Annotated in this window: 11 protein-coding genes and 1 pseudogene; 11 read left to right on the top strand and 1 reads right to left on the bottom strand. The window is 48.8% G+C overall.

What is annotated here, in order from left to right; genetic code table 11:
* Positions 1 to 192: 192 nt before the first annotated feature.
* From pelW to BJJ97_RS15115, 9 genes and pseudogenes are all read left to right on the top strand, one after another.
* Positions 193 to 1,824, top strand: a complete 1,632-nt coding sequence (gene pelW, locus BJJ97_RS15155; RefSeq protein ID WP_095994467.1) for a pectate disaccharide-lyase PelW — start codon at positions 193 to 195, stop codon at positions 1,822 to 1,824.
* A gap of 47 nt (positions 1,825 to 1,871) precedes the next feature.
* Positions 1,872 to 2,762, top strand: a complete 891-nt coding sequence (locus BJJ97_RS15150; protein ID WP_039286676.1) for a carbohydrate ABC transporter permease — start codon at positions 1,872 to 1,874, stop codon at positions 2,760 to 2,762.
* Positions 2,755 to 3,660, top strand: coding sequence for a carbohydrate ABC transporter permease (locus BJJ97_RS15145; RefSeq protein ID WP_039480553.1), 906 nt, complete (start codon positions 2,755 to 2,757; stop codon positions 3,658 to 3,660). The genes BJJ97_RS15150 and BJJ97_RS15145 overlap by 8 nt, the downstream gene beginning before the upstream one ends.
* A gap of 13 nt (positions 3,661 to 3,673) precedes the next feature.
* Positions 3,674 to 4,801 (top strand): ABC transporter ATP-binding protein, encoded by a 1,128-nt coding sequence (locus BJJ97_RS15140; RefSeq protein ID WP_039480550.1) that lies wholly within the window; start codon positions 3,674 to 3,676, stop codon positions 4,799 to 4,801.
* A 15-nt stretch (positions 4,802 to 4,816) separates the two neighbouring features.
* Complete coding sequence (locus tag BJJ97_RS15135) at positions 4,817 to 6,106, top strand: ABC transporter substrate-binding protein (protein ID WP_095699360.1); 1,290 nt, start codon at positions 4,817 to 4,819, stop codon at positions 6,104 to 6,106.
* A gap of 247 nt (positions 6,107 to 6,353) precedes the next feature.
* On the top strand, positions 6,354 to 7,061 hold the full coding sequence (locus BJJ97_RS15130; protein ID WP_095994466.1) for an oligogalacturonate-specific porin KdgM family protein: 708 nt from the start codon (positions 6,354 to 6,356) through the stop codon (positions 7,059 to 7,061).
* Between the two features lie 348 nt (positions 7,062 to 7,409).
* Entirely contained in the window at positions 7,410 to 8,363 is a 954-nt protein-coding gene (gene paeX, locus BJJ97_RS15125) for a pectin acetylesterase PaeX (RefSeq protein ID WP_095994465.1), read from the top strand.
* Positions 8,364 to 8,443: 80 nt separating this feature from the next.
* Positions 8,444 to 8,950 (top strand): annotated as a pseudogene (locus BJJ97_RS15120) (metal-dependent hydrolase); the annotation flags it as partial.
* 239 nt (positions 8,951 to 9,189) lie between these two features.
* A complete protein-coding gene (locus BJJ97_RS15115) occupies positions 9,190 to 10,584 on the top strand; it encodes an L-cystine transporter (RefSeq protein ID WP_095699357.1) in 1,395 nt (464 codons plus the stop codon).
* Positions 10,585 to 10,754: 170 nt separating this feature from the next.
* On the opposite strand, the gene osmE is transcribed toward BJJ97_RS15115, so the two are convergent.
* Positions 10,755 to 11,084 carry an osmotically-inducible lipoprotein OsmE gene (osmE, locus tag BJJ97_RS15110; protein ID WP_095699356.1) on the bottom strand — a complete coding sequence of 110 codons (330 nt, stop codon included), beginning with the start codon at positions 11,082 to 11,084 and terminating at the stop codon, positions 10,755 to 10,757.
* 225 nt (positions 11,085 to 11,309) lie between these two features.
* Here osmE and nadE point away from each other — a divergent pair, with 225 nt between their 5' ends.
* A complete protein-coding gene (gene nadE, locus BJJ97_RS15105) occupies positions 11,310 to 12,134 on the top strand; it encodes an ammonia-dependent NAD(+) synthetase (protein ID WP_010275646.1) in 825 nt (274 codons plus the stop codon).
* An 82-nt stretch (positions 12,135 to 12,216) separates the two neighbouring features.
* Positions 12,217 to 13,104 carry an aromatic amino acid DMT transporter YddG gene (gene yddG / locus BJJ97_RS15100; RefSeq protein ID WP_095994464.1) on the top strand — a complete coding sequence of 296 codons (888 nt, stop codon included), beginning with the start codon at positions 12,217 to 12,219 and terminating at the stop codon, positions 13,102 to 13,104.
* The last annotated feature ends 75 nt before the right edge of the window (positions 13,105 to 13,179 follow it).

Below are 13,179 nucleotides of genomic sequence, written 5' to 3'. Positions count from 1 at the left end.
TGTTATTTCGTTTTTCATGATTCTTTCTCCTGCCAAAATCCTTTCTTAAAAAAAATCAAAACAACGTTCCGACTTTGATCACACTTTCGATATTGCGTGCATGACGACAAGGTTAATAGCGCAATATAATCAATCAAAACAGTGTTTCTATTTATAAGGAACTGTTCACACGGTTCCATAAGAAGGTACTCCATGAGTATTTTTGAAAGCTTATACACCAGCAGGAAATCGCAGCTCGACGAATGGGTTGCAGCACTCGATAGCCACATTGCCTGCGTTCAGGATAAAGGCCGCAGCCAAAGTCAGCCGACATTATTATTGGCTGACGGTTTTGATGTGGAAAATTATGCACCTGCGATGTGGAAATTCCCAGATGGACATACCGCACCTATTTCTAATTTTGCCAGCCAGCAAAATTGGCTAAGAACGCTGTGTGCCATGAGCGTCGTTACGGGTAATGAGAGTTACCAGCAGCACGCTATCGCACAAAGCGAATATTTCCTGGATCATTTCGTTGATGATAATAGCGGCCTGTTCTTCTGGGGCGGTCACCGCTTTATTAACCTGGATACGCTGGCAGGCGAAGGGCCAGAATCCAAAGCTCAGGTGCATGAATTAAAACACCACCTGCCCTATTACGCGTTGTTGCATCGTGTTAATGCGGAAAAGACGCTGAATTTCTTTCAGGGTTTCTGGAACGCACACGTTGAAGACTGGGATTCTCTGGATCTGGGTCGTCATGGTGATTACAGCAAAAAACGCGATCCAAATGTGTTCCTGCATGCCCGCCATGATGTTGTCAATCCGGCACAGTGGCCTGTTCTGCCATTAACGAAGGGACTGACTTTTGTTAATGCTGGCACAGACCTGATTTATGCCGCGTTCAAATACGCAGAATACACGGGCGATAGTCACGCCGCGGCCTGGGGTAAGCATCTTTATCGCCAATACGTTTTGGCCCGCAACCCAGAAACCGGTATGCCCGTGTATCAGTTCAGTTCACCACAGCAGCGCCAACCGGTGCCGGAAGACGACAATCAGACGCAGTCCTGGTTTGGCGATCGCGCCCAACGCCAGTTTGGCCCAGAGTTCGGTGAAATTGCACGTGAAGCCAATGTGCTGTTCCGTGATATGCGCCCACTGCTGATTGATAACCCACTGGCAATGCTGGATATTCTCCGCACGCAGCCTGATGCAGAAATGCTGGACTGGGTTATTTCAGGGTTAAAAAATTACTATCAGTACGCCTACGATGTCACCAGCAACACGTTGCGCCCAATGTGGAACAACGGCCAGGACATGACAGGCTACCGTTTTAAACGCGATGGCTATTACGGCAAAGCGGGAACGGAATTAAAACCGTTTGCATTAGAAGGTGATTATTTATTACCGCTGGTTCGTGCTTATCGTCTGAGTGGCGATGAGGACCTGTACGCTCTGGTTAACACCATGCTGACGCGGCTGAACAAAGAAGACATTCAGCACATCGCCAGCCCATTACTCTTGTTGACCGTCATTGAACTGGCCGATCACAAACAATCAGAATCCTGGGCACATTACGCCGCGCAGTTGGCTGGCGTTCTGTTTGAACAACATTTCCATCGTGGTTTGTTCGTTCGCTCCGCACAGCATCGTTATGTTCGTCTGGATGATAGCTATCCGCTGGCTTTACTGACTTTCGTTGCCGCTTGTCGCAACAAATTAAACGATATCCCGCCGTATCTGACACAAGGTGGATATGTTCACGGTGATTTTCACGTTAACGGGGAAAATAGAATTGTTTATGACGTGGAATTAATTTATCCAGAGTTATTAACAGCTTAATTTTATGTTTTTTTTAATGGTTCACAATTAATCAATAGGTAAGCATTATGAATGAAAACAGAATGCTGGGGTTAGCCTATATCTCCCCCTATATTATAGGGCTGATAGTTTTTACCGCTTTCCCCTTTGTTTCGTCATTTATCCTCAGTTTTACTGAGTATGATTTGATAAATCCGCCTGAATTTACGGGTCTTGAGAACTATCACCGTATGTTCATGGAGGATGATCTCTTTTGGAAATCAATGGGCGTCACCTTTGCCTATGTATTTCTGACCATTCCATTGAAATTAATCTTCGCACTGTTAATTGCGTTTGTACTTAATTTCAAATTACGTGGTATCGGTTTCTTCCGTACTGCTTACTATGTGCCTTCTATTCTGGGTAGCAGCGTGGCAATCGCCGTTCTGTGGCGTGCTCTGTTCGCCATCGATGGCTTGCTGAACAGCTTCCTCGGCGTATTTGGCTTTGACGCTATCAACTGGCTGGGCGAACCGTCGCTGGCACTGATGTCGGTAACCCTGCTGCGCGTATGGCAGTTTGGTTCCGCCATGGTTATCTTCCTTGCTGCATTGCAGAACGTTCCGCAATCACAGTATGAAGCCGCCATGATCGACGGTGCATCCAAATGGCAAATGTTCCTGAAAGTAACGGTACCGCTGATTACACCGGTTATTTTCTTTAACTTTATCATGCAGACCACTCAGGCATTCCAGGAGTTTACGGCACCTTACGTCATTACTGGCGGCGGTCCAACGCACTATACCTACCTGTTCTCGCTCTATATCTATGATACGGCGTTCAAGTATTTTGATATGGGCTACGGTGCTGCACTGGCATGGGTTCTGTTCCTGGTTGTTGCGGTATTTGCGTCTATCTCCTTTAAGTCGTCGAAATACTGGGTGTTCTACTCCGCTGATAAAGGAGGAAAAAATGGCTGACATGCATTCAAACCTGACTACAGCACAAGAAATTGCCGCTGCAGAAGTACGCCGTACGCTGCGTAAAGAGAAACTCAGTGCCACCATCCGTTACGTGGTTCTGCTGTTCGTTGGCTTGCTGATGCTTTACCCACTGGCGTGGATGTTCTCAGCGTCGTTCAAACCGAACCACGAGATCTTCACGACACTGGGCCTGTGGCCAGAACACGCCACATGGGACGGTTTCGTTAACGGTTGGAAAACCGGTACGGAATATAACTTCGGTCACTACATGATTAACACTTTCCAGTATGTGATTCCGAAAGTGGTTCTGACCGTCATTTCCTCGGTGATTGTGGCTTATGGCTTCGCTCGCTTTGACATTCCGTGGAAGAACTTCTGGTTTGCCACGCTGATTACCACCATGCTGTTGCCAAGCACCGTACTGTTGATTCCGCAGTACCTCATGTTCCGTGAAATGGGCATGCTGAACAGCTATCTACCACTGTATTTGCCGCTGGCGTTTGCAACACAAGGGTTCTTTGTGTTCATGCTGATCCAGTTCCTGCGTGGTGTACCACGTGATATGGAAGAAGCTGCCCAGATCGATGGCTGTAACTCCTTCCAGGTGCTGTGGTATGTAGTCGTGCCGATTCTGAAACCAGCCATCATCTCTGTTGCGCTGTTCCAGTTCATGTGGTCAATGAACGACTTCATCGGTCCGCTGATTTATGTCTATAGCGTGGATAAATATCCGATTGCGCTGGCGCTGAAAATGTCTATCGACGTTACTGAAGGCGCTCCGTGGAATGAAATCCTGGCCATGTCCAGCATCTCCATTCTGCCATCCATTATTGTTTTCTTCCTGGCACAGCGTTACTTCGTACAAGGCGTGACCAGCAGCGGAATTAAAGGTTAATAGAGGATTTATCATGGCTGAAGTTATTTTCAAAAAGTTGGAAAAAGTATACACCAACGGTTTCAAAGCGGTTCACGGCATCGACCTGACCATTAAAGATGGTGAATTCATGGTTATCGTCGGCCCGTCTGGCTGTGCGAAATCCACTACGCTGCGTATGCTGGCGGGTCTGGAAACCATCAGCGGCGGTGAAGTCCGTATCGGCGAGCGCGTTGTTAACAATCTGGCGCCAAAAGAGCGTGGCATTGCCATGGTGTTCCAGAACTACGCCCTCTACCCTCACATGACGGTAAAAGAGAATCTGGCATTTGGTCTGAAGCTGAGCAAACTGCCTAAAGAGCAAATTGAAGCACAGGTCGCTGAAGCGTCCAAAATTCTGGAGCTGGAAGACCTGATGGATCGTCTGCCGCGCCAGCTGTCTGGTGGTCAGGCACAGCGTGTGGCCGTAGGCCGCGCCATCGTTAAAAAACCAGATGTGTTCCTGTTTGACGAACCATTGTCTAACCTGGATGCGAAACTGCGTGCTTCGATGCGTATCCGTATTTCTGACCTGCATAAACAGTTGAAGAAAAGCGGTAAAGCAGCAACAACGGTCTATGTTACCCACGATCAGACTGAAGCAATGACCATGGGCGACCGTATCTGCGTCATGAAACTCGGTCACATCATGCAGGTCGATACGCCGGATAACCTGTACCACTTCCCTGTCAACATGTTCGTTGCTGGCTTCATTGGCTCACCAGAAATGAACATTAAGCCGTGTAAACTGGTCGAGAAAGACGGTCAGATTGGCGTTGTAGTGGGTAATAACGCGCTGGTGTTAAACAGCGCGAAGCAAGACAAAGTCCGCAGCTATGTAGGACAAGACGTATTCTTCGGCGTTCGCCCAGACTATGTTTCCGTGTCAGATACGCCATTTGAAGGCAGCCACTCACAGGGTGAGCTGGTTCGCGTAGAAAACATGGGTCACGAATTCTTTATGTACATTAAAGTCGATGGCTTTGAATTAACCAGCCGCATTCCTTATGACGAAGGTCGGCTGATTATTGAGAAGGGCCTGCATCGTCCGGTGTATTTCCAGTTCGACATGGAAAAATGCCATATTTTTGATGCAAAAACAGAAAAAAATATCTCTCTTTAACAGGAGTAGTAACCGATGAAAAAAGCGATCCTACACACGTTAATAGTTTCATCTCTGGCGTTAGTGGCAATGCCGTCTTTAGCCGCTGATAATGTTGAATTGAGAATGTCCTGGTGGGGCGGCAACAGCCGTCACCAGCAGACGCTCAAAGCGATTGAAGAGTTCCATAAGCAGCATCCAAACATCACCGTGAAAGCGGAATACACCGGCTGGGATGGTCACCTGTCTCGTCTGACAACACAGATTGCCGGTAACACCGAGCCAGATGTGATGCAGACCAACTGGAACTGGCTGCCGATTTTCTCTAAAAACGGCGATGGTTTTTACGATCTGAACAAGGTTAAAGATTCTCTGGATCTGACCCAGTTCGAGTCAAAAGAACTGCAAAACACCACAGTCAACGGCAAACTGAACGGTATTCCAATTTCTGTTACTGCTCGCGTGTTCTACTTCAACACCGAAAGCTGGCAAAAAGCGGGACTGGAATATCCGAAAACCTGGGACGAGCTGCTGAACGCCGGTAAAGTGTTCAAAGAAAAACTGGGCGACCAATACTACCCTATCGTATTGGAACACCAGGATTCTCTGGCTCTGCTGAACTCTTACATGGTTCAGAAATACAACATCCCTGCTATTGATGTAAAAAGTCAAAAATTCGCCTACACCGATGCGCAATGGGTTGAATTCTTTGGCATGTATAAGAAACTGATCGACAGCCATGTCATGCCTGATGCGAAATACTATGCCTCTTTCGGCAAGAGCAACATGTATGAGATGAAGCCATGGATCAACGGCGAGTGGTCTGGTACTTACATGTGGAACTCCACCATTACTAAGTACTCTGACAACCTGCAACCACCAGCAAAACTGGCATTGGGTAACTATCCGATGCTGCCTGGTGCGAAAGATGCCGGCTTGTTCTTCAAACCTGCACAGATGCTGTCTATCGGTAAGTCAACCAAGCATCCTAAAGAGTCTGCTCAGTTGATCAACTTCCTGCTGAACAGCAAAGAAGGTGCTCAGGCGCTGGGTCTGGAACGTGGCGTACCGTTGAGTAAAGCCGCCGTGGCTCAACTGACGGCTGATGGCATCATCAAAGACGATGCACCAGCGGTTTCTGGGTTGAAACTGGCGCTGTCTCTGCCGCATGACGTTGCTGTTTCCCCTTATTTCGATGACCCACAAATCGTTTCTCTGTTTGGTGATACCATCCAGTCTATCGATTACGGTCAGAAATCAGTGGAAGACGCGGCGAAATACTTCCAGCGTCAATCAGAGCGTATTCTGAAACGTGCAATGAAATAATGTCGTACATGTTTTAGGCTGTAATTCATCCCTGCCGCACTGACGGCAGGGATTTTTCATTTAAATTAAAACAACCGCCATATCCAATTCGATCTCCCTCACAATTTGAAACCCCATTTTACTTTTTGTTACCCAAACCGATCTCGATCACAGAACGTAATTTAATAATAAATAGAATAGAACTTGTCCCAAAAAGCATAATGCGTGTTTTTTATTAGAGATATCCTAACCAGTAGGGAATATAACAATGAAAGTTAAATTACTAGCTCTGGCAGTTACGTCATTAATTAGTGTGAATGCAATGGCTGTGACGCTCGATTACCGTCATGAAATGCAAGATAAAGTCGGTAATACGCATAAAGACCGTCTTTCAATGTCACACCGATTTGCAAGCGGCTTTGGTTTATCAGTAGAAGCGAAATGGACTGGTGCAGATAAGAAAGATCAGCCTTTCCATGAAACCGTCAGCAACGGCACAGAAGTAGTTGCCAGCTATGTTTACAACTTCAACAAAACTTTCTCTTTGGAACCAGGTTTCTCTTTAGATTCAAGCTCAGACTCTAATAATTATCGTCCTTACCTACGTGGTAAAGTGAATATCACTGACGACGTTTCGACCTCACTGCGTTATCGCCCTTATTACAAACGCTATAGCAAAAATATCGGGACGACAAAAGAAACCTCAGAGAATGGTTATAACCTGACAGCGGTAGTCAGCTATAAATTCCTGAAAGACTTCCAGGTTGACTATGAGTTTGATTATAAAAAATCAAATTCTACAGCTTATACCCCTCTTGCAGATAATGAAAATTATGACATTGCACACGACGTAAAACTGTCATACAAACTGGATAAAAACTGGAAGCCTTATATGGCTATCGGTAACGTTTCCGGCAGTAAAACTACTGACGAGCGTCAAACTCGTTACCGTGTTGGTGTGCAATACAGCTTCTAATAACGGCTTTGTTATTTAAATAAGCGTTATTAGTTGGCAAAAGGGATGTTATTGTTAATTGATTCATTCAATTTTATCATTAGCATCCCTTTATTATGATGTCCGTCGTAGGTTAAGCAAGTTAGTTACGTTTCGTTGTTACATGTGGTGTCGTTAAATGCGATTTAGCCACATACGTTTTAGCTGTTGGAATTGCTGTGTCTGATTTACCCTCTTCGTGTATGAATGTTATTTCTTTATTAAAGTTTGCGGTTCAGGGTAGTCATTTTTTCTCCGATGTGATGGCTACCCTATTTTTTACCACCGCCCAACGATTTCCCCCTCCTTCCCTTTGTCAGGTGATCTATCATGATTGTTCGTTCTCTGCTTGTCGGGGCCATTATGATGTCTGTAAATGGATTAAGTTACGCTCAACCTGTTTTTCCTGTCTGGCCACACGGTGAAGCGCCGGGTGCCTCTTCTTCAACGGTACAGCCGCAAGTGGTCGAGCGCAGCAAAGACCCCTCTCTTCCCGATCGAGCAGCAACCGGTATTCGCAGCCCCGAAATTACTGTTTATCCGGCAGAGAAGCCCAATGGCATGGCTTTGCTCATTACGCCCGGCGGTTCTTATCAGCGCGTCGTGTTGGATAAGGAAGGCAGCGATCTCGCACCGTTCTTTAATCAACAGGGCTATACCCTTTTCGTGATGACTTATCGCATGCCCGGTGAAGGCCATAAAGAAGGCGCGGACGCCCCGTTAGCCGATGCCCAGCGTGCAATCAGAACCTTGAGAGCCAACGCAGAGAAGTGGCACATTAACCCACAGCGTATTGGTATTATGGGATTCTCCGCTGGTGGTCATGTTGCAGCCAGCCTTGGAACCCGATTCGCCCAGTCCGTTTACTCCGCGACGGATGCCATTGACAGCGTAAGCGCACGCCCTGACTTCATGGTGCTGATGTACCCCGTCATTTCTATGCAAGCGGATATTGCGCACGCAGGTTCGCGCAAACAGCTAATCGGCGAACAGCCAACAGAAGCGCAGGTGCTGCGCTATTCTCCAGAGAAGCAGGTTACCGCTCAGACGCCTCCCACGTTTCTGGTGCATGCCGTTGACGATCCGTCAGTGTCGGTTGATAACAGTCTGGTGATGTTCAGCGCGCTACGGGAAAAACAGATTCCGGTCGAAATGCATCTATTTGAGAAAGGTAAACACGGTTTTGGCCTGCGCGGCACCAAAGGACTTCCTGCAGTTGCCTGGCCTCAGTTGCTGGACAACTGGCTGCGTGTTTTACCGGTAAATAACGAACAGCCGAAATAAATCATTACGCCGTCACCGCTTCCGCAGGCAGGGATAATCTCTTATACTGTATAAAATAACAGTTTTATTTGAGAAGTTTCATGACTGCGGAAGGACACCTGCTGTTTTCTGTTGCCTGCGCGATTCTGGCTAAGAAAGTTGAGTTATCGCCTGCGCTGGCTACCGGAGACTGGTGGCACATTATTCCCGGTGCACTCCTTACCGCGCTGCTGCCCGATATCGATCACCCTAAATCCGTCCTCGGGCAGCGCCTGAAGTGGCTTTCTTCGCCCATTGCTCGCCTCTTTGGTCATCGCGGGTTTACGCACAGCCTCCTTGCCATCGCCGCCGGTATTTTCTTTATTCAGACGCGCCTGCCGCCAGACTGGCCGATTCCGACCGATGCCTACCATGCCATGATCGTCGGTTATCTGAGCCACATTCTCGCGGATATGCTGACGCCCTCGGGCGTTCCCCTGCTCTGGCCCTGTCGCTGGCGTTTCCGCTTGCCGATTTTAAACAGTCAGAAAGGCAATCAGTTGGAACGTTTTCTGTGTCTTGCCTGTATCGTTTTTTCGCTGTATCAGCCACAAAAGAATCTGGATTGCTGCACCTATGAGCAGTCATTTCGCTTTTTGCAGTCAGCGCAAACCTACCTCTTCCAATACGTGAAGTAACAGCGTTAGCTACCGTCAGACATATCCCTGTAACATGATGGCAAAAGACCTGCTATCCTGTGCGCGTTTGTTATTTTTCATCGCAAAAAATCACGCTACCTCCGCCGTTCTGCATTACCGCGCGAGATCGTGGCAGCGTGACGCGACTCACTGATAGGGAGCAAAGCCGGATGAATTTTCCGCTACTCATAAATATTCTGCTATTTGTCGTATTACTGCTCGGATTAGGTTACGCCAGCCGTAACCCATCCTGGAGTCTGGCAAAGAAAGTGTTGCTGGGTTTGGTTGTCGGGGTGCTATTTGGTCTTGCACTGCATCTGATTTATGGCGGCGACAACCCGGTTGTTAAGCAGTCCATCTCATGGTTTAACATCGTAGGTAATGGCTATGTGCAGCTGTTACAGATGATCGTCATGCCGCTGGTCTTTATTTCCATCCTCAATTCCGTTGCCAAACTGCATAATGCCTCGTCATTAGGGAAAATCAGCGTGTTGACGCTTTCCACCCTATTGATCACCACGCTGATTTCCGCGTTGGTCGGCGTTTTTGTGACTAACCTGTTTGGCCTGACGGCTACCGGGCTGGTGCAAGGTGCGCAAGAGACCGCGCGATTAACGACGATTGAAAGCAACTATGCCGGTAAAGTCGCTGACCTTAACGTGCCTCAGCTTATCCTGTCATTCATTCCTAAAAATCCGTTTGCTGAACTGACTGGTGCTAACCCGACGTCTATCATCAGCGTCGTCGTCTTCGCCGCGTTCCTTGGCGTTGCGGCGTTACAGCTGCTGAAAGATGATGCGGTCAAAGGCGAACGCGTTTTAACCGCCATTGATACACTGCAATCCTGGGTGATGAAGCTCGTTCGTCTGGTGATGAAGTTGACCCCGTATGGCGTCATGGCGCTGATGACCAAGATGGTCGCCAGTTCTAACCTGCAAGACATCCTCAAGCTGGGCAGCTTCGTTGTCGCGTCCTATCTGGGTCTAGCGATTATGTTCGGTGTCCATGCACTGATTCTCTCGTTCACAGGCATCAATCCGGCCCGTTTTTATCGCAAAGTCTGGCCGGTACTGACGTTCGCGTTTACTAGCCGTTCCAGCGCGGCGACGATTCCACTCAGCATTGAGGCGCAAACGCGCCGCATTGGCGTACCGCAATCTATCGCCAGCTTTGCGGCGTCTTTCGGCACGACAATCGGTCAGAACGGCTGTGCGGGGCTTTACCCAGCGATGCTGGCCGTGATGGTCGCGCCAACGGTCGGCATCAACCCGCTGGATCCTGTCTGGATCGCGACGCTGGTCGGTATTGTCACCATCAGTTCTGCTGGCGTAGCCGGTGTGGGCGGCGGTGCCACCTTTGCCGCGTTAATCGTTCTGCCCGCGATGGGGCTGCCGGTGACGCTTGTCGCGCTGCTCATCTCCATTGAACCGCTTATCGATATGGGCCGTACGGCGCTTAACGTCAGCGGATCCATGACGGCCGGTACTGTCACCAGCCAGTTGATGAAGCAGACGGACAAAACGGTTTTCAACGCGCAGGATGACGCTGAGTTGACGAACCGCTAAGCTGCATTTGCTGCACAAAAGAAAACGCCGACGGCTGATGCTGTCGGCGTTTTTTTATGACGGACATCCTTGCCCGTCACCCTACGGGCCGTTGCTACGCAACGTTGAAAAACGTTCCCTACGTTTTTTATGACGATCTTCTAATCAATAATACCGTGCCATCAGGCTACTTAGCGCTGTGGGTTTGTGTCATAAGCCTGACAGCTCTGGAAGCCTTTATTGAGAACCTGACCCGTTTCGCCGTAGCTAACGAAATAGTTCTGCGCAGTACCATCGCGGTTTTTCAGCAGATAATCGCTACAGGTGCCTTTGGCATTTACCAGACGTTTTTCCACTCCGCTACCGGCGAGTTGATGAACCTGCTGCTTCGTCATTCCCACTTTCACATCTTTCACCACGGGCTCATTGACATAGCTTTCTGCCTTGTTATAAGCCGAACATCCCGCCAGCATGACAGCACCTGCTGCCGCAATACATACCAGTAATCTGTTATTCTTCATCTCATCACCTCATTATTAATGGGTCACCCTAAGGCTAGTCGGCGGCGACCACTTTTTCAAATCATAAAGCCGAGATGTAACATATTGGCCGATAGTCGAAAACGGGTTATCTATAGGGAAAATGACTACCTGACAGCTTGTTCTTTTTCTTCACGCCAATTCGTTTTACACTCAGGCTATCGTAATAATTCTTTTGCAGTATCAATAAGTTCAGGAGGGGATGGCATGTCATTACAAAACGACATTATCACTGCGTTGGGAGTGAAAAGCAGCATCGATCCAGCACAGGAAATCCGTGTTAGCGTTGATTTTTTAAAGAATTATCTGAATGCTCACCCGTTCGTTACGTCGTTAGTTTTGGGCATCAGCGGTGGTCAGGATTCTACGCTGACCGGCAAACTGTGCCAGACGGCTATCACGGAATTACGCAATGAGACCGGAAATTCTCGCTATCAGTTCATCGCCGTTCGACTGCCTTACGGCGTGCAGGCGGATGAAGCCGATTGTCAGGATGCCATCGCCTTTATCCAACCAGACCGCGTACTAACCGTCAATATCAAGCCCGCGATTGAAGCCAGTGAGGCCACCTTACGTGCCATTGGCGTGGAGCTTTCCGATTTTGTAAAAGGCAACGAGAAAGCCAGAGAACGCATGAAAGCGCAGTACAGCATCGCGGGCATGAATGCCGGGCTTGTCGTCGGCACCGATCATGCAGCAGAGGCGGTAACGGGCTTTTTCACCAAATACGGTGATGGCGGTACCGATATCAACCCGATTTTCCGGTTGAATAAGCGTCAGGGTAAAGCGCTATTGCGCGAACTTGGCTGCCCTTCTCATCTTTATACCAAAGCCCCGACCGCCGATCTGGAAGAAGACCGTCCGTCTCTCCCCGATGAAGTCGCGCTGGGTGTCACCTATGAAAAGATCGACGACTATCTGGAAGGCAAGCAGATCGAGGCTAACGATGCAGCCATTATCGAAAACTGGTATCGTAAAACCGAACACAAGCGTCGTCCGCCGATTACCGTTTTTGATGACTTCTGGCGGTAAACCATCGCAATGAGCACTACCGGATGCAGGTAACAGCATCCGGTTTGATTTTTTTGCACAGTCCTCATAATCAGGTATGAATATGACGCCACAGCGCGCCACGCTCACGGGCTTACTGGCGATCGTTTTATGGAGCACATCCGTCGGGCTTATCCGTAGCCTGACAGAAGCACTCGGTCCCATCGGCGGCGCAGCGATGATTTATTCCACCAGCACGCTATGTCTACTGGCTTTTTATGGCATTCCTCGCATTAAAACGCTGCCCAGAATTTATTTATTCGCAGGCGGCGCGATGTTTGTCTGCTATGAGATATTTCTGTCGCTGTCCATCGGGCTAGCGAGTAGCCGCATGCAGGCGATAGAAATAGGGATGATTAACTATTTATGGCCCAGTTTGACCGTGTTCTTTTCTCTTTTTATCAATCAGCAGAAAAGCCGTTTCCTGCTCTGGCCCGGCCTTGCGCTCTCGCTAGGCGGCATCGTGTGGATTATGAAAGGAGAAAGCGACTGGACACCAGCACTCCTGTGGAACAACATTTTGGCTAACCCGCAGGCCTACAGTCTGGCGTTTTCTGCGGCCCTGACCTGGGCGCTCTACTGCAATATCACCAAGCGTTATGGGCAGGGAAAAAGCGGCGTCTCGCTGTTCTTCTTCGTCTCATCCCTCGTGCTATGGATTCAGTATGCCTTCAGTGCCGAAGGGGCGATTTCATTAACCTTACCGAGTTCGCTGCAACTGCTCTTTATGGGCACATCGACCGCATTAGCCTATTCCGTCTGGAATATCGGTATTCAGCATGGCAACCTGACGTTGCTGGCAACCGCCTCTTATTTCACGCCCGTGCTTTCCACACTTCTGGCCGCGCTCTGGCTCAACATCACTCCCGCTATTTCATTCTGGCAAGGCGTCGCCATGGTCACGGCAGGTTCACTGCTCTGCTGGTATGCAACACGCTCGCCCACGAGCTGATCTTCCGCCGCCCTGCTGTTTTCGGCTGGATTTACCGCTAACAAAACCCTAATCTGCTCGCGGTCACATTCTTCA

Origin of the sequence: Pectobacterium polaris (genome assembly GCF_002307355.1) — a bacterium.
In the GTDB taxonomy this organism is placed as follows: domain Bacteria; phylum Pseudomonadota; class Gammaproteobacteria; order Enterobacterales; family Enterobacteriaceae; genus Pectobacterium; species Pectobacterium polare.
The sequence above is the reverse complement of the archived record's forward strand: the minus strand, read 5'-3'. Positions and strand labels throughout refer to the sequence as shown.

Bases quoted from the DNA above. Each gene is read 5' to 3' on its own strand.
- BJJ97_RS15115 (WP_095699357.1), top strand. From the start codon at position 9,190: ATGAATTTTCCGCTACTCATAAATATTCTGCTATTTGTCGTATTACTG.
- pelW (WP_095994467.1), top strand. From the start codon at position 193: ATGAGTATTTTTGAAAGCTTATACACCAGCAGGAAATCGCAGCTCGAC.
- yddG (WP_095994464.1), top strand. From the start codon at position 12,217: ATGACGCCACAGCGCGCCACGCTCACGGGCTTACTGGCGATCGTTTTA.
- BJJ97_RS15130 (WP_095994466.1), top strand. From the start codon at position 6,354: ATGAAAGTTAAATTACTAGCTCTGGCAGTTACGTCATTAATTAGTGTG.
- BJJ97_RS15140 (WP_039480550.1), top strand. From the start codon at position 3,674: ATGGCTGAAGTTATTTTCAAAAAGTTGGAAAAAGTATACACCAACGGT.
- BJJ97_RS15135 (WP_095699360.1), top strand. From the start codon at position 4,817: ATGAAAAAAGCGATCCTACACACGTTAATAGTTTCATCTCTGGCGTTA.
- paeX (WP_095994465.1), top strand. From the start codon at position 7,410: ATGATTGTTCGTTCTCTGCTTGTCGGGGCCATTATGATGTCTGTAAAT.
- osmE (WP_095699356.1), bottom strand. From the start codon at position 11,084: ATGAAGAATAACAGATTACTGGTATGTATTGCGGCAGCAGGTGCTGTC.
- BJJ97_RS15150 (WP_039286676.1), top strand. From the start codon at position 1,872: ATGAATGAAAACAGAATGCTGGGGTTAGCCTATATCTCCCCCTATATT.
- BJJ97_RS15145 (WP_039480553.1), top strand. From the start codon at position 2,755: ATGGCTGACATGCATTCAAACCTGACTACAGCACAAGAAATTGCCGCT.
- nadE (WP_010275646.1), top strand. From the start codon at position 11,310: ATGTCATTACAAAACGACATTATCACTGCGTTGGGAGTGAAAAGCAGC.